14 protein-coding genes are annotated in these 22,639 nt (G+C 37.3%); 8 read left to right on the plus strand and 6 right to left on the minus strand.

From position 1 onward, the window contains the following. Window positions 1-14: 14 nt before the first annotated feature. The 3 genes from PN450_RS12845 to PN450_RS12855 all read right to left on the minus strand — a co-directional run bounded on the left by PN450_RS12845 (window position 15) and on the right by PN450_RS12855 (window position 3,023). Complete coding sequence (locus PN450_RS12845; protein ID WP_148760030.1) at window positions 15-1,262, minus strand: AAA family ATPase; 1,248 nt, start codon at window positions 1,260-1,262, stop codon at window positions 15-17. Window positions 1,263-1,325: 63 nt separating this feature from the next. Continuing rightward, entirely contained in the window at window positions 1,326-1,628 is a 303-nt protein-coding gene (locus PN450_RS12850; RefSeq protein ID WP_148760028.1) for a hypothetical protein, read from the minus strand. Window positions 1,629-1,712: 84 nt separating this feature from the next. Continuing rightward, the gene (locus PN450_RS12855) at window positions 1,713-3,023 is read right to left on the minus strand and encodes a hemolysin family protein (RefSeq protein ID WP_148760026.1); all 1,311 of its coding nucleotides are present in this window, start codon (window positions 3,021-3,023) and stop codon (window positions 1,713-1,715) included. A 280-nt stretch (window positions 3,024-3,303) separates the two neighbouring features. On the opposite strand from PN450_RS12855, the gene mfd reads away from it, so the two are divergent. From mfd to PN450_RS12885, 6 genes are all read left to right on the plus strand, one after another. Continuing rightward, entirely contained in the window at window positions 3,304-6,825 is a 3,522-nt protein-coding gene (gene mfd, locus PN450_RS12860; RefSeq protein WP_271836575.1) for a transcription-repair coupling factor, read from the plus strand. A gap of 217 nt (window positions 6,826-7,042) precedes the next feature. Next, window positions 7,043-8,434 carry an AAA family ATPase gene (locus PN450_RS12865; protein ID WP_271836576.1) on the plus strand — a complete coding sequence of 464 codons (1,392 nt, stop codon included), beginning with the start codon at window positions 7,043-7,045 and terminating at the stop codon, window positions 8,432-8,434. Continuing rightward, a complete protein-coding gene (locus PN450_RS12870) occupies window positions 8,434-9,009 on the plus strand; it encodes a hypothetical protein (RefSeq protein WP_148760021.1) in 576 nt (191 codons plus the stop codon). The genes PN450_RS12865 and PN450_RS12870 overlap by 1 nt, the downstream gene beginning before the upstream one ends. A 155-nt stretch (window positions 9,010-9,164) precedes the next feature. Continuing rightward, window positions 9,165-12,998 carry a DUF2157 domain-containing protein gene (locus PN450_RS12875; protein WP_271836577.1) on the plus strand — a complete coding sequence of 1,278 codons (3,834 nt, stop codon included), beginning with the start codon at window positions 9,165-9,167 and terminating at the stop codon, window positions 12,996-12,998. A gap of 323 nt (window positions 12,999-13,321) precedes the next feature. Next, window positions 13,322-14,614, plus strand: coding sequence for an efflux RND transporter periplasmic adaptor subunit (locus tag PN450_RS12880; RefSeq protein ID WP_168696470.1), 1,293 nt, complete (start codon window positions 13,322-13,324; stop codon window positions 14,612-14,614). A 105-nt stretch (window positions 14,615-14,719) separates the two neighbouring features. Further along, window positions 14,720-17,938 (plus strand): efflux RND transporter permease subunit, encoded by a 3,219-nt coding sequence (locus PN450_RS12885; protein WP_271836578.1) that lies wholly within the window; start codon window positions 14,720-14,722, stop codon window positions 17,936-17,938. Here the strand turns inward: PN450_RS12885 and PN450_RS12890 are convergent. Next, window positions 17,897-18,985 (minus strand): glycosyltransferase family 4 protein, encoded by a 1,089-nt coding sequence (locus PN450_RS12890; protein WP_271836579.1) that lies wholly within the window; start codon window positions 18,983-18,985, stop codon window positions 17,897-17,899. The two genes, PN450_RS12885 and PN450_RS12890, sit on opposite strands and share 42 nt — an antisense overlap. A gap of 647 nt (window positions 18,986-19,632) precedes the next feature. Continuing rightward, window positions 19,633-20,277 (minus strand): pyridoxamine 5'-phosphate oxidase, encoded by a 645-nt coding sequence (gene pdxH / locus PN450_RS12895; RefSeq protein WP_148760011.1) that lies wholly within the window; start codon window positions 20,275-20,277, stop codon window positions 19,633-19,635. A gap of 164 nt (window positions 20,278-20,441) precedes the next feature. Here pdxH and PN450_RS12900 point away from each other — a divergent pair, with 164 nt between their 5' ends. Both PN450_RS12900 and PN450_RS12905 read left to right on the plus strand, forming a co-directional pair. Continuing rightward, on the plus strand, window positions 20,442-21,536 hold the full coding sequence (locus tag PN450_RS12900) for an AI-2E family transporter (RefSeq protein ID WP_271836582.1): 1,095 nt from the start codon (window positions 20,442-20,444) through the stop codon (window positions 21,534-21,536). Window positions 21,537-21,663: 127 nt separating this feature from the next. Next, window positions 21,664-22,455 carry a segregation/condensation protein A gene (locus PN450_RS12905; RefSeq protein WP_271836580.1) on the plus strand — a complete coding sequence of 264 codons (792 nt, stop codon included), beginning with the start codon at window positions 21,664-21,666 and terminating at the stop codon, window positions 22,453-22,455. Here PN450_RS12905 and PN450_RS12910 read toward each other — a convergent pair. After that, window positions 22,444-22,584: a hypothetical protein gene (locus PN450_RS12910; protein WP_271836581.1), complete on the minus strand. Its 141-nt coding sequence runs from the start codon at window positions 22,582-22,584 to the stop codon at window positions 22,444-22,446. The genes PN450_RS12905 and PN450_RS12910 overlap by 12 nt on opposite strands. Window positions 22,585-22,639 lie beyond the last annotated feature (55 nt).

A 22,639-nucleotide genomic window follows, 5' to 3' on the forward strand; every position in this document is an offset into this window, starting at 1 on the left:
TATATTTTACCTGATTACCCAATTGTTCCTGAATACCAAAGTTCTGCTAATTGATACTTTGGTATCTCAACTATCTTTTTACCTGTAGTTTCATCATCTACTATATCACCTTCTACAGTACCTATACCTACAAGGGTTTCCAGGGATGTATTTAGATTTCTGACATCACTAGTTCTATTACGTTTTTCTAAGCGAACTGTATAAACATGATCTAAATGATTATGGAACTCACGTAAAACAGATGGACTATGGGAAGTAATGATAAACTGAGATATGAAACCTTCTGAAGTTGGAGATGTCATTTGCCAAATCCAACGCATCAGTTCTTGAATATTACCAGGATTTACACCATTTTCAATCTCTTCTAAAAGAATCAGAGTTGGGGGTCTATAAAGAGAAGCGAGAAGACTAATAGCTGCTGCTTTCATGAATCCATCTGAAACAGAATCTGGTAAAAATTCTTCTACAATTCCTGTTCTTCCAAAATCAAACAGCCAAAATAGTTTGGAAATATCATAATTATAACGAACACCTTGAAAGTTATTTTCAAATCGTCTCATTAAGGCTATAAATCTTGTGAAAGTTCGTTCTTCTTTTTCTTTAATATATTTAATTACTGCTTGCAAACCACTACCTGTATTACCTAATTCACAAGGAATTTTATTGAAATCATTTTTTTCTATTTCATCAATATCACGAATTTTATCATCTTCAAATAAACCTTTAAGAAAAGCAGGTTGGAAGTGATAACTATATGTATTCACAAAGTCCAAAAAAAAGTCTTTACATAATTGTTTTTCTCTTGTTGGCAAAGATGTGTCATTTACAATTTTTTTCTGTAAAGCCATTAAATTGCTTGGATAATCATCTCCACTTGTAATTATTTCCTCATTATTACTATCTAGTCTAATTATGATTTTCTCATTGCAGTTGCAACTAACAAGGTTTTCAAAATTTCTATATTCATGCAATTCTATTTCATAAATAATACTTCCATTGGAGTTATGCCAATGTATAGTAAATCCCATTGATCTATCAGTAGCTAGTCTATAACGATAAGCATATAAGTCACTGTAGAGATTAACTGGTTTGTTTGGATTTCTAGGAAGGCCTCCTTTTACAAGCCGACAGAAGTGTTGTATGCCCTCTAGAAAATTAGACTTACCTGAATTATTATTACCAATCAATAAGGTGACTGGATGAAGGTCTATAGTAGTTAGCTTATGGGTTTTAAAGTTTTTAAGTGTAACTTGCGTAAACATAATTTTTTCTGGTAACAACTTAAATTTTACATTACTGCTGTAAATAATACAACTATTTAGCTGCTAAAGGAGAGAAAGATTAGATGCTTCTTCTTCCCTCAACTCATCTATAAACTTATTAAAACCAAAGTTTTCTGATAATTCCGCATCTACAACCAAAATCCCCTCTTTTCGATATACATTTGCTTGGTTAGAAGGAACTATATTAGTTGTTTGTAAGTTTATTTCCGTATTTCCTTCAGCCATTTGCTGAGTCAAAGCATCAATTTTTTCTGCAACTGCTTGCAAAATAAACTGTTCCGTTGAGATTCCCTGACTGCTTGCTAATTTTTCTATCTTTCGTTGTATTTGTAGAGGAAAGTTCATAAACATCAACGGCATTAAGGTTACATAAATTATAGCTAGAATCTAACTACAGATTTTGCCATTTTTGTTAAAGAATTGTAATTATTACCCATTACCCATTCCTTTGGGTACAACTAGCACTTTATCAACCCGATTTCCGTCCATATCCATAACTTCAAACCGCATATTATCCCATTCAAAATGATCAGCGGCTGCGGGAATCCGTCCTAAATGGGTGATCACAAAACCGCCTAATGTTTGATAATTTCCTCTTTCTTCAGTTTCTAATTCTTCCAGATCAAATAGTTCTAAAAACTCTTCTATTCCTAACATTCCATCTACTAACCAAGAACCATCTTCCCGTTGTACAGCTTGGGGTTCTTCTTGTCCTGGTTCTGCGGGAACATCACCGACGATTTCACTCATAATGTCGTTAAGAGTGACTAAGCCTTGAATTACGCCATATTCATCTACAACTAAAGCCATGTGTGTAACGGTTTGTTTGAATAATTCTAAAACTTTTAAACCGCGGGTGCTTTCCGGGACAAATACGGGTTGACGTAATCCTAGTGTTAAGTCAAAGGGTTCATTCCGTAAACTTCTCGCTAATAAGTCGGTGACAGGAATAATTCCCAGGACGTTATCTAATCCTTCTTGACAAATTGGATAGCGAGAATAGCCGTTTTCCACCATTTTGTGGCGATTTTCTTCAGGAGAGTCGTCTAAGTCTAACCAAACTATATCAGGACGGGGTGTCATAAAAGAGGTGACGGCGCGATCGCCTAACCGGAAAACTCTCTCTACCATGTCCTGTTCGGCTTCTTCAAATGTCCCCGCTTCTGTCCCTTGTTCTATGAGTATTTTAATTTCTTCCTCTGTAACCTGGGGTTCAGCAGAGGGTGTAATTCCCAAAATTCGCAATACCAAATCCGTAGAAGCACTCAAAATTTTAACTATAGGTGAAGCTATTTTTGCTAAAGTCCCCATGGGGATAGCTACTAAAGCCGCGATTTTTTCAGGGTTATTTAAAGCCAGACGTTTGGGGACGAGTTCACCGACAATCAGGGAAAAATAGGTAATTAGTAATACCACTACCCCAAAGGCGATCGCATTGCTATAATTCGCTAAAACTGGGACTAATTTCACATACTCTTCCAGTCTTTTGGCAATGGTAGCACCACCGAAGACACCATTAAGGATATTAATGAGTGTAATCCCTACTTGGACAATAGATAAAAAATGGTTGGGAGATTCTGCGAGTTTTAATGCAGCCCTTGCGTTGATATCTCCTTGATTGGCTAACTGCTGTAGTCTAACTTTCCGGGCTGAGACTACGGCCATTTCCGACATGGAAAATACACCATTAGCGAAAATTAGCACCAAAATCGTTAAAATTTCAAACGTGAAGGAAGACATTTTTAAAATTGCTGGTATAAAGAGTAAAAGTATACAGAGATGAGAAATCCAGTTTATTTAGACATTTTATTAGTATCCATTATTTTAGGTAATTCTCTGAATAATTTGACTATACACAAAGTAGTAGCTATATTTCTTCTATCTATTAGTAGTTAAGCTTGATTCTTTGGGAATCATCCTCTAGAGTGCGATTAAAACTTTTAAAATAGCTAATATAAACTGCTTTTAGATTTTGACATCAGCAGCGACTTCCTTTTTTAGCGTAAGATATTTGAAATATATGGCCTTTTCTTCTATTGTGCGTGCTTTGGCGCGATCGCCTCTTACCGCCGAACTAATTACCAAACTCAACAAACAACGGGAATTGCGGTTAAATGGGATTTCTCGACTACCTAAGGGACTGGTAGCTTCAGCATTAGCAAACTATGAAGATCAGGATTTGTGCGTCGTCTGTGCCACCCTAGAGGAAGCTGGCCGGGTTTTCGCCCAAATGGAAGCAATGGGCTGGAAAACTGTGCATTTTTACCCAACGTCTGAAGCTTCTCCCTATGAACCTTTTGACCCTGAAAATGAGTTAAGTTGGGGTCAAATGCAGGTTTTAGCGGATTTGGTAAATGGTCAGTTACAAAAGCAAAAAACTGCCATAATTGCCACTGTGGGGGCATTACAGCCACATTTGCCACCTCCGGAAGCGTTTAAATCATTTTGTGTAACCTTAGAAAAAGGGATGGAATTTGATTTAGATGGGTTTGGGGAAAAAATCACTCTTTTGGGATATGAACGAGTTCCTCTGGTGGAAACTGAGGGACAATGGAGTAGACGGGGGGATATTGTGGATGTGTTTCCTGTGTCCTCAGAGTTGCCTGTGCGCTTGGAATGGTTTGGCGACGAAATTGAACAAATTCGAGAATTTGACCCCGCTACCCAACGTTCTGCTTTGGATAAGGTGGAAAAAATTACTCTCACCCCGACAAGTTTTGCACCTATTATTTCAGATGCACTGAAAGATCTACCAAATGTAGAGACGTTCCAGGGAATTTCTTCAGAGTTAGGAACATTAGAAGGAAGTCGGCGGTTTTTGGGGTTGGCTTTTGCAAAACCCGCTTCATTATTAGATTATTTATCTGAAAATACTCTTGTCGCCATTGATGAACTAGAACAATGTTATGCTCATAGCGATCGCTGGGTGGAAAATGCTAATAGTCAGTGGTCAGTAGGGGAGAAGCATTTAGAAGACCATTTTTTGCAACCACCGATAATTTATCTTCCAAATGCTTCGCCAGTACAGTTGTCAGTTGCATTACCGAAAATTCATCGAAACTTTGATGAGTGTATAGCGGAAATTGGCAATTTTAGGAAGTTATATTTATCGGAATTATCAGAAGAAAATAGTGGACTGAATTTAGCTAGTAGACCTTTACCTGTTACACCTCATCAATTTGCAAAATTAGGGGAAACAATTAGAAAAGAACGGGAGCGCAATTTTGCAGTTTGGATACTTTCGGCTCAACCTTCCCGTTCTGTTTCTCTTCTGCAAGAACATGATTGTCCCGCGCAGTTTATTCCCAATCCTCGTGATTATCAAGCTATTGATAAACTGCAAATTAATCATATTCCAATTGCCCTTAAATATTCCGGTTTAGCAGAATTAGAAGGTTGTATTTTACCTTCTTATCGGTTGGTTATTGTCACCGATAGAGAATTTTATGGACAACATTCCTTAGCTAATTTTGGCTATGTCCGCAAACGTCGTCAAGCGACATCTAAACAAGTTGATCCTAACAAATTACGTCAGGGAGATTATGTAGTTCATCGTAGTCATGGAATTGGTAAATTTGTCAAATTAGAAAGTCTGACAATTAATGATGAAACCCGTGATTATTTAGTTGTTCAATATGCAGATGGTTTGTTAAGAGTTGCGGCTGACCAAGTTGGTTCTTTATCTCGTTTCCGCACTGGTGGAGATCAAGCCCCAGAATTACATAAAATGAGCGGAAAAGCTTGGGAAAATACGAAGAGTAAAGTTCGCAAAGCCATTAAGAAATTAGCGGTAGATTTATTAAAATTGTATGCAGCCCGTTCTCAACAACAGGGTTTTTCCTATCCTCATGATATGCCTTGGCAAGAAGAAATGGAAGATTCTTTTCCTTACCAACCTACCACAGATCAACTCAAAGCGGTACAAGATGTGAAACGGGATATGGAAAGTGAAAGACCGATGGATAGGTTAGTATGTGGAGATGTGGGTTTTGGGAAAACAGAAGTGGCAATTCGGGCGATTTTTAAAGCTGTTACCGCAGGAAAGCAAGTTGCACTTTTAGCCCCAACAACAATTTTAACTCAACAACATTATCACACAATTAAAGAACGTTTTGCCCCTTATCCTATAAATGTGGGTTTACTGAATCGGTTTCGCAGTGCGGAAGAAAAACGGAATATTCAAAAACGACTGGCTACGGGAGAATTAGATATAGTTGTGGGGACGCATCAATTATTAGGTAAAAGTGTCCAATTTAAAGATTTAGGACTTTTAGTAATTGACGAAGAACAAAGATTTGGAGTTAATCAAAAGGAAAAAATCAAAAGCTTAAAAACTCAAGTTGATGTTTTAACTCTTTCTGCAACTCCCATTCCCAGAACCTTATATATGTCATTGTCGGGAATTCGGGAAATGAGTTTAATTACCACACCACCTCCCACCAGAAGACCAATTCAAACCCATCTTTCACCGCTCAACTCCGATGTTATTAGAAGTGCAATTCGACAAGAATTAGATCGAGGTGGACAAGTATTTTATGTAGTTCCGCGAGTAGACGGAATTGAAGAAACCACGACAAAATTGCGGGAAATGGTTCCTGGAGGCAGATTTGCGATCGCTCATGGTCAAATGGACGAAAGCGAGTTAGAATCAACTATGCTGACTTTTGGCAATAATGACGCTGATATTCTTGTTTGTACAACAATTATTGAATCTGGTTTGGATATTCCGCGAGTTAACACAATTTTAATTGAAGATGCTCACCGTTTTGGTTTATCTCAATTATATCAATTGCGGGGACGAGTCGGACGGGCAGGAATTCAAGCTCACGCATGGTTATTCTACCCCAAACAAAGAGAATTATCCGATGCCGCCAGACAAAGATTAAGAGCAATTCAAGAATTTACTCAACTTGGTTCTGGATATCAATTAGCAATGCGAGATATGGAAATTCGCGGTGTGGGAAACTTGCTAGGTGCAGAACAATCTGGTCAAATGGATGTGATTGGCTTTGACTTATACATGGAAATGTTAGAAGAAGCAATTCGAGAAATTAGAGGTCAAGAAATACCCAAAGTTGAAGATACCCAAGTTGACCTTAATCTCACCGCATTTATTCCGGCAACTTACATTACTGACCTTGATCAAAAAATGAGTGCTTATCGGGCTGTAGCTACAGTAAAATCAAAATATGAACTCAAACAAATTGCTGCTGAATGGACTGATAGATATGGGACTATTCCAGTTCCAGCTAGTCAGTTATTACGAGTTATGGAATTAAAACAATTAGCCAAAAATCTCGGATTTAGCCGCATTAAACCAGAGAATAAACAGCACATTGTTTTAGAAACACCAATGGAAGAACCAGCTTGGAATCTGTTAGCAGAGAACCTAACTCCCACCATGAAAGCAAGGTTTGTTTATTCTCCTGGGAAGGTAACAGCAAGAGGTTTAGGAGTATTTAAAGCAGACCAACAATTGCAGACTTTAATAGATACTTTTGTGAAAATGCAAGGAGCAATTTCGGAAACTACTGGAATTTAATTTTGTTGGGTAATTGCCACCTAACAAAAAAGATATATACTCAAAATGTAGGTTGGGTTAAGCGACAGCGCAACCCAACAAAAATATTAATTAATATTGGGTAATATCCGTCAACTCAACCTACAATAAAATCCCGAAAAAGGAAGGCATAATCTGAGATAATATAATTAGTGAGTGATAGCACGAGTCAATGACTGATAGTTAGAGGAATACGGATATGAAAATTAAAGTTAAACATCTTGGTACTTTACGAGAAGCAGAATTTACTCTTGGTGACTTGACGATCATTTGTGGTGGTAATAATACCGGGAAAACCTACGCAACTTATGCTTTATTTGGCTTTTTATATACTTGGCAAAGAATGCTTTCAATTCAAATCAACGATGATAAAATTGAGGAACTTCTTGCTGACGGTGTAATTCGTATTGATATCCAAGAATATGTTAAAAAATCTGAGCAGATTATAATTAAAGCCTGTGAGAGATATACCCAGGAATTACCGAAAATTTTTGCAGCACCAATTGACAGATTTAAAAATACAGAATTTAACATCAGTTTAGAAATAAAAACTGAAGATATTAAATTAAAAAACAAATTTGATCGGAAAATGGGATCAGCTAATGCAGAAATTTTCTCAATCACTAAAAGTGAAGAAAGTACAGAATTAGTTGTGACTCTTCTTGTTGAAAAAGATAAGGTAAAAATACCGCATGAATTCATTAAGTTTCTAATTGCTAATGCTATAAAAGATATTATTTTTGCTCAGTTTTTTCCTCGTCCTTTTATTGCTAGTGCTGAACGAACTGGTGCGGCCATTTTTCGCAAAGAATTGAATTTTGCAAAAAATCGTTTACTAGAAGAAATTGGTCAAGCTGACGAAAATATTAATACAATGGAACTTTTACTTAAAGAGTATGATGATTATGCTCTACCGATAAAAACGAATGTGGATTTTACTCGTAAACTTGAAACCATTGTTAAAAAAAATAGTTTCATTACCGATGAATATCCTGATCTATTAGCTGATTTTACTGATATTATTGGTGGTGAGTATACTGTCACCCGCAACGATGAGCTTTATTATGTACCTAAGGGTAAAAAAGTTAAGCTTTCTATGGATGAAAGTTCTAGTGCCGTGCGTTCTTTATTAGACATTGGCTTTTATCTGAAACACGAAGCTGAACATGGTGATTTATTGATGGTAGATGAACCAGAATTAAATCTACACCCTGAAAATCAACGCCGAGTAGCCAGACTTTTTGCTCGACTGGTTAACGTGGGTATTAAGGTTTTTATCACTACCCACAGCGATTACATCGTTAAAGAACTGAATACTCTAATCATGCTTAATCATGATAAACCCCATCTCCAGCGAATTGCCGCACAAGAAGGTTATCGGACAGAAGAACTGATTGCTGCTGAAAAAATAAAAGTTTATATTGCAGAAGAAACAGATATGAAACTAGAGGGAAACACCAGAAAAACTAAATGTCAAACTCTTACACCCGCCGATATAAACCCAGAATTGGGTATTGAAGCTAGAAGTTTTGATATAACAATCGAAACGATGAATCGGATTCAGGAAGCAATTGTTTGGAGTGAGGAGTAATGTCTGATATTGCTATCCTCAAAGAAATGATTCAGGAAACCGCTACAGTATCGTTAGAAAATGATCTTGACAGACGGAATAAGGTCATACTCAGAGAGCCTAAACCCCCCAATTACTATGTAACTATTCGTGGGATGCCGGATGATGATAATGTCATAATTATCAATCCAGAGGAATTTAAGTCACTTGATACAATTTTTAAGGGAAATAGAGGTGAGCGTAAACGTGCAGACTTTATTATCATTGCCGATACTGGCAAGAAAAAGGTAATTCTCTGTATTGAAATGAAGGCGGGAAAAGGAGGAGAAATGAAAGATATTATTGCACAACTTCAAGGGGCGCAGTGTTTTATCGCTTATTGTCGAGAAATTGGTAAGTCATTTTGGGATCATCCAAATTTTCTTAAAGATTACGATTGTCGCTTTATAAGCATCAAAAACATCACGCAAAAAACAAATACACGTTTTGATGTTAATAGAATTTACCCCAATCAAAATTTGGCTTCAAAATTAAAAATACTCCATAGATCAGGCAAATCTTTTGAATTTAAACATTTAGTACATTGCCAAAAATAATGGTAGTTATATCTATGTAGTGAAATAAACTTAATTGGTGAAAAATCAAAATTTATCAATCTTGGCTTTTCCTGATGTGAGTATTAATGTGAGTGATATATTTTAGTAATCATTGAAATAGAAGATTTTTATATATACTTACAGGGTTGCAGATTATGACATCACCTTTTGAAGCATCGCAGAAAATTCCCATTAAAATACCATCGAATCATCCTCACTTATTATTAGGATTAGATGACTTATTAAATCTCGGTTTAATATCTGATGATCAAGTTAAACAAATAGCCCGTCAATATCTCATTTGTACCGTAGTATTTACCCCTGAGACTGAATCTGAACCAGAAGTAATTTATAGACCTCCTACAGCAGCAAAAAGACCGTTAATTGCAACTTTACCACCCATAACAAAACCACCTACGAAACCCAGTTTTGTTAATTCGATGCTGCAATCTTTTGGTGAAGAATTAAGTGTGCGGTGGTTGCTGTTTTTGGGTGTATTTTTAGTAGTGCTTTCTTCCGGAGTTCTCGCTGCAAGTCAGTGGGAAAGATTCCCCGCAGTTGGACAGTATGGGGTTTTATTTGCGTATACTTTGAGTTTTTGTGGATTTACATTTTGGGCGGGTAAACAAAGCAATTTAAGGTTAACTGCACAGACATTATTAATAGTCACATTGTTATTAGTGCCTATCAACTTTTGGGCAATGGATAGCTTTAGTTTGTGGCAAAATCCATTAAACTTAGTTGTGATGGGAATTGCATCTCTGACTCTCACATTTATTACTAATCAACTTTGTCAAAACAGGAATATTATTACTAATTTTCCCAGTGGTAAATTACCTTTAATCAATATTATCGGGTTGAGTTATTTACATTGGGGTTGGAAGTTATCAAATTTTCCCCTAATTGCTGTTTATTTAGCAATGATAGGAACAACTACTATTACTGTTTACAATCAATTAAACCAACCCCAAGAAAATACAAATACAGAAACTCCACAATGGGGAATTAGTTTATATTTTACTTTCCTGATTTACGCTTTATTAACTTTACTGACAAGGGCTATTTTTATAGCTGGAGTTAATATTACTCAATTAGGTTTAGCAATTGGGATTTGCGGTGGTTTAGTAATTTGGTTATCAGAAAAAAATTCTTCTACAAATCCTTCTATCCTTTGGGAAGAATTAGGAAGAAGTTTACTTTTATTAGGTTGGTTAGTTTCAGTCATAACAGAACCAGTCCAAGCTATAATAGTCAGCATTTTAAGTTTGTGGGTTTTTAGTCGTCGGTTACAAAGATATAATTTACAAAAAGATTTTTTAGCTATTTTCTTAATTGGGTTACAGACAATTTGGCTAGGTTGGAGATTAATTCCTAATGAATTAAAAACATTACTAATTAGCACCGCTACCCATTTAACCAATTCTCAAAATGAACCTTGGGTATTATTGAGTATTGCTTTATTTCCCTACATCATATTAATGTTATGGTTAACAGATAAATTACATGATCAAGAAAATCAAGAATTGGCAGATTTTGGAGAATATCTAACTTTATTTTTAGGGATTTGTTTAACAATAATTAGCTTAGTAAATCCGACATTAAGAACGGCTAATTTTTTATTATCTACTATTACTCTAGCCACATTTATTCAACGTCGTGCAGCTTTTTCTCCTCCCTTGATATACTTAACTCATGGTATGGGAGTATTGACGCTAATTTCTAGCATTAATTGGTTTTTACCAAGTTTAAATCAAGAAATTTGGGCTGGTATCTTATTAGCTATCATGATAGCTGAATGGGGATTTAGTCTTGGTGAAGGCATAACGCGACGGAGTGCATGGTATATTGGTTTAGTATTAGCTGCAATCAGTTTTTCTCTATTATGGGTAAATGCTCAAAATTATTGGGCTGGTAATTGGCAAAATCAAAACTCTTTAGGCATAATTTGGTTAATTACACCTTTAGCATTAACAGGTTTAGCTATTCGTAACACTGAACCAAATCGCACCACTAACAGGTTTTTAAGTGTCTTCGCTGTAGGGATTTCTCAATTATTAACTTTACCATTACCAGGAATAAGATTAATCGGTTTGGGTGTGGGTATAGCGGTAATGTTAGTCCATACTCGCTATTTAAGAAACCAAATATATGCAGGAATAATCATTGGTTTTGGATTAAGTTTCTTGACTGCATTATTAGGTGAAGGTGTATTTGGTTTAATCCAATTAAAAATATCAGGTTGGTTTGTCGTTACTGCATTAACAATACTGAGTTTATGGCTATGGCGTGGTGTACTTTTACGCAAAGGTACAGAATTGGCAATAATTTATGCAGCCGCAAGTGATAAATGGGCGATCGCATTATGTACAATAGAACTATCAGCCCTAACTTTGCACTCCAGCTTAATTTATCAAGGAACTATCAAAACCGAATATTTCTATATTATCACCACAGCCATAATTTTAGGGGCAATTGTCTATCGCAGTTGGGGACAATCTAAAGAAGCAGCATTTTATGGAATTGGTTGGTGTTTAGAATTATTAACAGCCGAAATATTAGGATTTGGCGAACATTCAATCATTAGAATCGCCATAGCAAACATCATTCTCGGTTTAACAACTCAGCTATTTGGTGAATGGTGGCGACGCAAACATCAATTACAAACATTACCCAATAGTTTTCATATTCTCCCTCTAATATATGGTGCATTTAGCGTCATTTTGCGATTAAATACCTTTGCTAACTTTACAGGTTTTTGTTCCTTGGGTGTAGCCTTAATTATGATTGGGGTAGGAAGACGTAGGGAAGCATTTAAACCCCTCCTTTATTTTGGTATTATCGGCCTATCAATTTCCGCCTACGAACTCCTATTTTATCAAATGTCCCTATCTAAAGGAGAGGCTTTAGGTGATGGTTTAATTGCCATGTCAGCCCTTGGTACTAGCATCATGTATGCTTACCGTATCCTTACACCCTGGCTGATTAGTTATCTGGGTTTAAATTCTCAAGAATTAAAAAATATTGCCCATCTTCATTGGGTTTGGAGTAGTATTTTATTCCTTTTTGCTATGACTTTACCTATCCAAATTAACTCGTCTATCGTATTAGGAACAGGATTATTTTTAGTTCGCTATGCGATTTGGCAAGGAAAAGAAAATTCCCAAGAAACAAATCAAGAAATCTGGGTTTATTTAGGTTTAATAGAAGTAGGAATTATTGGTATTTATTTACAAAATTTACCAATAGGGAGATTAATATTTGAGCAATTACTACCTTGGAATGGGGCGATATCCTGCCTATTTGCCTACTTCCTATATATCCTACCTTGGCAAAGATTAGGTTGGTCAAAAACGCCTTGGCAACGCACAGCATACATTCTCCCATTAATTATTGTAGGAACAACGGGACTAACAACCTATCCTATTACTTTAATTATCGTTGCTGCTTACTACGTCTTTTTAGCTAACGCTGCCACACAAATCCGGTTTACATATATCAGTTTAATATTAATTGATTGGGCATTATTTACTTGGTTTAATGATTTAAACTTCAGAGATTCTCTTTGGTACGTTACACCAATTGGTTTATCTTTACTATATATTGCCCAAATAGATGAACAACTAAAATTATCAACAACCAAACCTCTCCGTCACAGTTTGCGAATGTTAGGAAGTGGTTTAATTTGCGGTTGGACAATTTTGTTTTATCAAAATCTGCCTTTTATCCCTGGTGTTTTTAGTCTGATTACTATTTTCGCTGGCTTAGGTTTAAAAGTCCGCGCTTTTCTTTATGTTGGTACAGGTACTTTTTTAATTACTAGCATTTACCAATTAGTAATTTTCAGTCTGAGTTATTCTTTCTTAAAATGGATTGTTGGTTTATTAGTTGGTATTTTGTTAATTTACATTGCTGCTAACTTTGAAACCCGACGCACTCAAATCACTGCCCTACTTCGCAATATTAGTGATGAATTTGCCAATTGGGATTGATTAGACATCTGGTGAAAAAAGTAGAGACGTTCCATGAAACATCTCTACAACAATTTTAGAAAACGCACATTTAATCAATTGGATCAATACCCAGTGCGCGTAGAATGTGGGTTGAAGAATCTCTTTTTTTGTTCTTTTCTTGAGAATATGGCATAAAGCATGACTTTAGTAACGTGCAAATTTATGAAAAATCTTTATACTAAGTTTATACTTCCAAAGAGTAAGAAAATATATACATCTATGTTCAAAACATACTTAGTAAAAATTTATCTGTGATCAACAAATCACAATTAACTCTAAAAATCTGAATAGGAGCAAAATTAATGATTTTGGATAGAAGAATGTTAGTTCTAGCACAACGTATATTTACGCCATCAATGTTAGGAATAGCACTATTAACAGCCAGTTGTGGTTCATTGCCAAAAGAATCAGCGGAAGCACAATCCCAAAGACCCCAAAGAGAGAGCCGAGAAACTGCTGTAGATGTAGCGATCGCTCGCACTAATTCTTTCAGCCCCCAACCAGAGTATATTGGTAATACTGCCCCTTTTCGGATTGTTTCTGTGCGATCGCAAGTCGAAGGCAGACTCATCGCTTTAAACTTAGATATTGGTGATACAGTCCAACGGGGTAAAATCATCAGTCAATTGGACGATACCCTCTTACTCACCGCAGTAAAACAAGCAGAAGCACAACTAGCCACCACTGAATCAGAAGTAGCCAGAGCGCAGACTCAAGTAAGTAATGCTCTCGCCCAAGTGGAAACAGCCCGACTAGAATTAGTCCAAGCACAGGCAGATTCCCGGAGATTAACACAATTATACAAAGAAGGGGCGATCGCCCAACAAAACGCCCAACAGGCACAAACCAAAGCCAGAACCGCCGCCCAAGCCCTCCGCGCTGCCACTGCACAAGTTAGTACAGAAAAGCAAGCCGTAGCCGCTGCCCAAGGTCGAGTATTTGCCCAAAAAGCAGCAGTGAGTGCAGCCGAAGAACGTCGTTCCTATGCCCGCTTAATTTCTCCAATTACCGGTGTAGTCACGGAAAAAGTCACAGAACCAGGAAATTTATTACAACCTGGGAGCGAAGTTTTAAAAGTTGCCGATTTTAGTCGTGTTAAAGTCGTCGCCCAAGTTTCGGAATTAGAATTAGGAAAAATTCAAGTTGGGCAATCTGTAGAAATTAAATTAGATGCTTTTCCTGATGAAAAATTTACTGGAAAAGTATCCCGCATTTCTCCTACCGCCGATACCACAGCCCGGTTAATCCCCATAGAAATTGTTATGCCCAACATTGGGGGGAAAATTGGTAGTGGGCTATTAGCAAGAGTTAGCTTTAACAGCCAAACAAAACAGCGTGTAGTTGTCCCAGAAACCGCAATTAGTAGTCAAGACAAAAAACCACAATTAGAAAATACTAACTCTACACTTTTCGTAGTTGAAAAAACAGATAAAAAAACTACAGTTAAAGAACGTCCAGTATCTTTAGGAAAAATCGCTAACGGCAAAATAGAAATTTTATCAGGCTTACAACCAGGAGAAAGTTATGTTGTTCGCAGTAGTAAACCATTGAAAGATGGCGCAGTTGTTAAATTATCAATGTTATCGGAAAAGTAGTTAATTTGTCAGTTGTCAGTTGTCAGTTGTCAATAGAAAGAATCTTATCTCTATTACCCATTACCCATTACCCATTACCAATAAATTATCAAATCAGATTATTATATGCAACAAGCAAATACAAATAATGGATTTAGTTTGAGTGCTATTTCCATTCGCCAACATATTGGCACACTCATGTTAACCTTAGCTGTGATAGTCATGGGTGTATTTTTCACCCTCCGATTACCAGTAGATTTATTACCATCAATTACCTATCCTCGGATTGGTGTCCGCATAGAAGCACCGGGAATTTCTCCAGAAGTAGCAGTAGATGAAATTACTAAACCTCTAGAAGAATCTTTTAGTGCAACGGAAGGAGTATTACAAGTTTTTTCCCAAACCCGTGAAGGGAACATCAATTTAGATTTATATTTCCAACCAGGGGGAAATATTGATCAAGCATTGAATGATGCTACAGCTACCTTTAATCGTGCTAGAAATAGATTACCAGATACAATTGGCGAACCGCGCATATTCAAAATCGATCCTTCTCAATTACCAGTTTATGAATTTGCCATTACTTCACCTACTCTTAAAGGTGTGGATTTGCGGATATTTGCCGAAGAAGAATTAGCGCGGGAATTAAATGTAGTTCCAGGAGTGGCGGTAGTAGATGTATCAGGAGGAGTTCAGGAAGAAGTTCAGGTAAATCTTAATTTAGAAAGATTGCAATCTTTAGGTGTTGGTTTAAATGACGTTCTCAATGAATTAAAAAACCGGAATCAAGATATTTCTGGAGGTCGAATTTTAGGGCAAAATTCCGAAGCTTTAACCCGAACTGTGGGACGTTTCAAAAATGCGGAAGAAATTAATAATCTGTTATTTGAGGTTTCTGTTCCTAACTCTAATATTAAAAATCGCGTTTACCTGCGGGACTTTGCCGAAGTTATTGATGGTGCAGAAAATCAACGGATATATGTTTTATTGAATGGAGAAGAATCAGTAAAAGTCAGTGTTCAAAAACAACCAGATGCTAATACCGTGAGTGTAGTTGATAGTGTCAAAAAACGATTAGAAGAACTCCAGAAATCTGGTTTAATTCCGCGAGAAGCAACCCTAACACCAACATTAGATGAGTCAAAATTTATCCGCAATTCCTTAGCTGATGTTACTAATGCTGCGGTTTCTGGAGCTTTATTGGCAGCAGCAGCGGTATTGTTATTTCTAGGTTCGTTGCGGCAAGCGTTCATTATTTCGTTGTCAATTCCTCTGTGTACCCTGGCAGCACTGATTTTAATGAAACAGTTTAACCTATCTTTAAATGTGTTTAGTTTAGGGGGTTTAGCACTGGGAATTGGGCAAGCAATTGACACTTCAGTGGTGATTTTAGAAAATATTGCAGTTAATACTGAAAATACTTTTGGCAAGTCCAATTTAACTAGATTAACACCTGAGCGGATGATTGAAACAGCGATCGCTTCTTCTCAAGAGGTAGAATCATCGTTAATTGCCTCAACTGCTGCCAATTTAATCTCTGTCTTACCATTTTTGTTCATCGGCGGATTTATCTCATTACTCTTTAATGAGTTAATTTTGACCATCAGTTTTGCTGTTGGTGCTTCACTACTCGTTGCCCTCACTTTAGTACCAATGTTAGCTTCTCGATTATTTGCGATTAAATGGTCAAGTCGCATTAATGAGTTTTGGCTATTGCGGCAGTTTAATCGCAACTTAGCCGCCGCCACAAATGGTTATGCTAGAAATTTAAATTGGGCAGTGCAGCATAGATTATTAATCATTGCGATCGCTATTATTATCTTAGGTGGTAGTAGTATGTGGATGGCTCCTCAAATTCCCCAGCAAATACTTCCCCGTATCAACACCGGACAAGCATCTTTATTCGCTCAATTTCCCCCCGGTACACCCCTAGAAACAAACCAAAAAGTTATGAAAGCGGTAGATGAAATTCTCCGCAACCAACCAGAAACAGAATATGTATTTTCGACAATTGGTGGTTTTCTTTTTGGCAGTAATACCAACTCTAACCCTTTGCGAAGTTCTAGTACCATTACTCTCAAATCAGGCAGTAATGTAGATAAATTTGTAGAAAGAGTTACCGATAAACTCAAAAAACTCAATTTAGTAGATATTCGTCTACGTCTTTTTGCTGGGCAAGTTCGCGGTTTAATTCTTAATAACTCTCCAGTGCGAAATGCTGATATTGATATCATTCTCCAAGGCAATGATGCACAAACTTTAGAAGCAACTGGTCGGCAAATTTTAGCAACTTTAGATGAGCAAATTACCTCAGTGAGATTCCGTCCTGATGCCGATAGTCGGCAACCGGAAATTCAAATCTTACCAGACTGGGAACGAGTTGCCAATGTGGGTTTAAATGCTAAAGATATTGGCGACACAATTCAAACTGCAATTACAGGTAGTATTCCTACTCAATTACAACGCGATAATCGTTTAGTAGATGTGCGAGTGCAATTAAATGAAGCATTATTACAAACGACTTCCCAATTAGAAAGATTACCTTTATTTGTAGATGACAATCATCAAATTCGCTTGAGTGATGTTGCTCAAATTTCCACAGGTAAAGCACCAGGAGAAATTCAGCGCATTAACCAAAGACGAGTATTTTTAATTGCGGGAAATTTAACAGAAGGCGCTAGTCTTGGTTCAGCCATTTCCCAAGTAAACCAAGTCCTCAGCAGTCTAGATTTACCTGAAGGTATTAGCATTTTACCCAGTGCAGCCATTGAATCTAATCAACAATTGCAACAATCTCTACTACTTTTAGGAGGATTGTCCGCCTTTTTAGTATTTGTGGTCATGGCAGTACAATACAACTCCATTATTGATCCATTAGTGATTATTTTCACTATTCCTCTAGCATTAGCTGGGGGTATTTTCGGTCTTTACATCACTAAAACTGCCATTGGCGCAACAGTGATAGTTGGTGCGGTCTTATTAATCGGTATTGTTGTTAACAACGCCATTATCATGATCGAACTGGCGAACCAACTTCGAGAACAGGAAAAAATTGACCGTCGCACCGCTATTTTACAAGCTGCACCCCAACGCCTCAGACCAATCTTAATGACCACTATTACCACTGTTTTAGGTCTGTTTCCCTTGGCTTTAGGAATTGGGGAAGGGTCAGAATTTCTGCAACCCTTGGGAATAGTCGTCTTTTCCGGGCTATCTTTAGCTACACTACTAACCCTATTTATTATTCCCTGCTTCTATACATTGCTACATGATGCACTCAATATCCGATGGGTAAGACCAATATTAATCAGGTTGAGTAGATGGAGAAAACTCAGCAATCTCTAATTCTTCATATACAGCCAATGTTTCTTGGTGTACACGGGAAACATTTAACCATTCTAGATTTTCCTGCGATCGCTGTTTCCATTCCTGAAGTATATTTGCATCACTTAATAATTTTATTAATGCCTTAGCCAACTGATGACTATCCTGCGCCGGCACTAATATCCCCGCTTTACCATTATCTAACGCCTCTGGAATACCATCTACCTCAGTGGCCACAATCGCCAACCCTGCTTCCCTCGCTTCTGAAAGCACCAAGGGACAGGGATCACGGTGGGAAGCCAAGACAAAAATATCACAGGCTAGTAAATAACGTTGGGGTTCAGCCTGAAACCCTTCAAAGTGAATCCGATGACTAACAGCCGTTGCTTGGGCTTGAGACTCAAATACTTGTTTATCTGGACCATTTCCCACCAAATATAAATGTACTTGGGGAAAATCCTGAGCAATTTCTTCAAAAGCCGCAATTAACTCAGTAATGCCTTTTCTTTTATACATTCCTGCTACAGTAGCTATCGCCGGATTTTGTAAACTTAAAGGTTGATAATCGGATATTTTCCGAGTTCGAGGACTACCCAATGTCCCATTACAAACTACCCGTAATTTATGTTCAGGAATTCCCCGTTGTCCCATCGAATTTTTGACAGCCTTACTAACAGCAATTACTCGGTCAGCTAAACCCATCAACACACTACTCCGTTGAAATTCATTATGGACAGTAGCCACTAAAATATATCTATTTTCCCATCTCAAAGCCCGCGCTAACACCACACCAGTCATCATGTGAGCATGAACTATATCTGGTTGAAATTCTTGCACAATTTTCCGATAAGCGATCGCCGCCTTAATCATTGTTATTGGCTGACGACTTTGGTTAATTCCGTAATGTTTAACACCAAATTGATTTAATAATTTTTCGTATCCCCCTCCCGCTGAAATTACTGCTACATCATCACCAGATTGGGATTGTAAACAAGCGAGATCCACAGCTACATTAACAATACCATTACCGATTTCCTGGACATGATTTAATATATGTATGATTCGCATAAAGTTAAAAATGTGTATCAAAACTTAAATACATTTCAGCAAAGAAAGATTAATCATCTAAGTAGGTGAATGAAAAAAAAACTAAATATGTAAGGAAAAGTCAAGTTGCCCAAAACCTCTTTTCTGTTCCCTTGCCATAACGACAATTTTTAACGCTACAGCACTTCCCGGTGTTATGAGGTACATATCTAGCGGGCAAGACTTGTACTGAGCTTGCGATGCCCTGAGCCTGTCGAAGGGTCGAAGTATGCCCGCACTACAAGAGTTTCATGATTCAACTTTGTACCTCATAAGAGCGGAAACCGCTGTAACCTACTTAATGACCTGATAACTACTATATCTATGTCGGTCTTTCTGATAAGTCATGCTTATTATATACAGATCCAGTATAATCTAACTGTACATTAAGAAACATATATTAAAGATAATTTGGGGTAGTTAACTTATACTGAATTATTAATTAATAATCACCGTTTTTTACTCTGATCAGGATCTTCCTATTAATTATCATTTAAGCATTCAGTCTTCAGCTATCAGTTTTCAATCCGGAAATACAGAATGTTAAATGTGTATAACTTTCAGGAAATAACTACTTCCTTTTCTCTACTATTACTGCTGATAGCTGAATGCTGACATCAAATATTAAATCAAGGTGATAACCGCTCAATTTGCCATTCTCCATCATTTAAACGAGTATATAGCAAGCGATCATGTAAACGACTTGATCTTCCTTGCCAAAACTCAATTTTTTGGGGAATCACGCGAAAACCACCCCAATGAGGAGGACGAGGAACTTCCTGATTTTCATATTTAAGCTGAAACTCCTGTAATTGTGCTTCTAAAATTTCTCTACTTGCAATTACTTCGCTTTGATTAGAAGCCCAAGCACCTAGCCGACTATATGCAGGACGAATTTCAAAATAGCTATCAGATTCTGCTGAAGAAATTTTTTCCACAGTCCCCACAATTCTCACCTGACGTTCTAGTTCAGCCCACCAAAAAACTAAAGCAGCATGGGGATTTACCGCAAGTTCCTGTCCTTTTTCGCTATTGTAATTAGTAAATAAGACAAACCCCCGTTCATCAAAATCTTTGAGTAATACCATTCTCGCCGAAGGCTGACCATCTGCTGTACAGGTAGCCAAAGTCATAGCATTAGGTTCAGGTAGCTGGGCTGCTAAGGACTGAGTAAACCAAATTTTAAATTGTGTAAATGGATTTGGATTAATTTCTTTTTCACTCAGATCTTGTAATGTGTAGTCTTTGCGAAGATCCGCTATGCTTGTATCCATTTTTGTGATTTCCTCAAATTTAGATCGAAAAAATATTTATGATCAAAATCAGTAAATTGTTTAGACAATAGGGAATGAATGGAAGTTACAGGAGTATGGCTAAAGCCACGCTGCGTTATCATTCCTTTCCTACCTCAAAAGCCCCTGTTTATACATTAAATCAGATGCGCCGTTCTGCTTCTCTGCAAACTCTATTAATTTATGGACTCAGTGGACCAATTATCGCCCTCAATATCTGGCTACTGTCTGTATTATTTCGTTTTTTCCAAAATCCAATTACTATTCTCAGTATTGCGGCAATTCTGGCTTTTTTACTGAATTACCCGGTTAAGTTACTTGAGAAAGTCAGAATTACCCGCACTCAAGCGGTAATCATTGTTTTACTACTAACTTTAACTTTGTTTATTGTTTTGGGTGTTACTCTCGTACCCATGCTAATTGACCAAACCATTCAACTTTTAAATAAGATTCCGGATTGGTTGGCGACTAGTCAAGCTAATTTAGATCACTTAGAAAGTTTAGCAAAGCAGCGGCGCTTATCTATAGACTTAAAGCTGGTAACAAATCAAATAAATGCTAATATTCAAAATCTGGTACAGCAAATAGCTTCAGGGGTAGTAGGATTTGCAGGAACACTATTATCAGGAATACTGAATGTAGTCTTAGTCATCGTTTTAGCTTTTTATATGCTCATATATGGCGATCGCGTTTGGTCTGGTTTAGTTAATCTGCTACCATCTAATATTGGTATTCCCTTTAGCCGATCATTGCGGTTAAATTTCCAAAACTTTTTCCTAAGCCAATTATTGCTGGGACTGTTCATGGTCATAGCCCTCACACCCATATTCTTATTTCTAAAAGTCCCATTTGCTCTCTTATTTGCCATTATAATTGGTATTTCTGGACTTATTCCCGTTGTTGGCGCAACTTTAGGCATTGGTTTAGTCACAATGTTAGTATTAATCCAAAATTGGTGGTTAGCCTTTCCAGTCGCTACAATGGCAGTTATCATGCAACAAATTAAAGATAATCTGTTAGCTCCAAAATTAATGGGTAATTTTATCGGACTCAACCCCCTGTGGATTTTTATCGCCATTTTAATGGGATTTGAAATTGCCGGATTATTAGGAACACTCGTTGCTGTGCCAATTGCTGGGACTATCAAAGGCACTTTTGATGCCATCAAAAGCAGTAACCATAGCGATTTTGTCTCAAATTTTCGAGTTAATTATGGCTCAGAATTTGAAGAAGATGAATAAGTTGGGCATGGGGTATTGAGAAAATTCTTCTTCCTTCTTCCTTCTTCCTCCTGATAGCGAAGCGTGGCGTTAGCCATACTCCTGAACTCCTGAACTCCTTCTTCCTGGTATTTTAAATTTTAAATTAATGGATGCAGCCGAATTATTAGAAACAATTACACACCTGATTGAGCAAGCTGAAAAAGGGGAAATTGACCCTTGGGACGTGCGAGTTATTGAGGTGATTGATCATTACTTGGAATTAATGTCCCCAGAAGCAAAAACTATCAGAGGCTACGAAAGTGACTTATCTCAATCTGGACAGGCTTTTTTATCAGCATCAATGCTCGTATTATTTAAAGCTAATACATTAGTTCAGTTATCAACAGTATATAATACTCCAGAAAAAGTTTTAGATGATACACTATTAGGAATTGAAGACGGCTTGTTATATCCGGCCCATCGTTTGCACCTAGAGCAACACTTGCGTCGTCGTCCGGCCGCTATGCCACCGCCAAAACGTCGGGTGACTTTGCAAGAGTTAATAGACCAGTTGCAAATTATGGCCAGCCAGCTAAAACTGGTAAAAAAAGTTGATAAACCTAGGCGGTTTAAAGGTCGGCCTAGTGTGCAGACCATGCGAGAAGCTCTAGAGTTAGCGCACCAAGAAAATTTAACCGAAGTCGCGTTAGAAATAGAGCAGGTGTTATATGGTGCTGCTAAAGAGCAAAATTCAGAGGAACAATATTGGAATCTAGAAGAACTGATAGATTTATGGATACAGACAAAACAACCAGAGAAAAATGGGGAGCATCATGAATCAGAACACGGTAACTTAGTTAGCGTTTTTTGGGCTTTACTACTGCTATCGGCTCAATCTAAGGTAGAACTATTTCAAAAAGAATTTTACCAGGAAATTCAAGTCCGCCTACCTAGCTAAAAGCAAGGGGCAGGGGGAGAATAAATTTCTATCTATTCCAACTGACAACTGTACGGGCGAAGCATTTGGAGAACTATTTTTGGCAATGACCGATAATTTATCTTCCAAATGCTTCGCCCCTACTGACAACTAACAACTGTACGGGCGAAGCATTTGGAGAACTATTTTTGGCAATGACCGATAA

Origin of the sequence: Dolichospermum lemmermannii CS-548 (assembly GCF_028330815.1) — a bacterium.
Lineage (GTDB): Bacteria > Cyanobacteriota > Cyanobacteriia > Cyanobacteriales > Nostocaceae > Dolichospermum > Dolichospermum lemmermannii.

Coding starts and splice junctions, on each gene's coding strand:
- PN450_RS12905 (WP_271836580.1), top strand. CDS start 21,664: ATGGATGCAGCCGAATTATTAGAAACAATTACACACCTGATTGAGCAA.
- mfd (WP_271836575.1), top strand. CDS start 3,304: ATGGCCTTTTCTTCTATTGTGCGTGCTTTGGCGCGATCGCCTCTTACC.
- PN450_RS12865 (WP_271836576.1), top strand. CDS start 7,043: ATGAAAATTAAAGTTAAACATCTTGGTACTTTACGAGAAGCAGAATTT.
- PN450_RS12850 (WP_148760028.1), bottom strand. CDS start 1,628: ATGAACTTTCCTCTACAAATACAACGAAAGATAGAAAAATTAGCAAGC.
- PN450_RS12875 (WP_271836577.1), top strand. CDS start 9,165: ATGACATCACCTTTTGAAGCATCGCAGAAAATTCCCATTAAAATACCA.
- PN450_RS12885 (WP_271836578.1), top strand. CDS start 14,720: ATGCAACAAGCAAATACAAATAATGGATTTAGTTTGAGTGCTATTTCC.
- PN450_RS12855 (WP_148760026.1), bottom strand. CDS start 3,023: ATGTCTTCCTTCACGTTTGAAATTTTAACGATTTTGGTGCTAATTTTC.
- PN450_RS12870 (WP_148760021.1), top strand. CDS start 8,434: ATGTCTGATATTGCTATCCTCAAAGAAATGATTCAGGAAACCGCTACA.
- PN450_RS12900 (WP_271836582.1), top strand. CDS start 20,442: ATGCGCCGTTCTGCTTCTCTGCAAACTCTATTAATTTATGGACTCAGT.
- PN450_RS12880 (WP_168696470.1), top strand. CDS start 13,322: ATGATTTTGGATAGAAGAATGTTAGTTCTAGCACAACGTATATTTACG.
- PN450_RS12845 (WP_148760030.1), bottom strand. CDS start 1,262: ATGTTTACGCAAGTTACACTTAAAAACTTTAAAACCCATAAGCTAACT.
- PN450_RS12890 (WP_271836579.1), bottom strand. CDS start 18,985: ATGCGAATCATACATATATTAAATCATGTCCAGGAAATCGGTAATGGT.
- pdxH (WP_148760011.1), bottom strand. CDS start 20,277: ATGGATACAAGCATAGCGGATCTTCGCAAAGACTACACATTACAAGAT.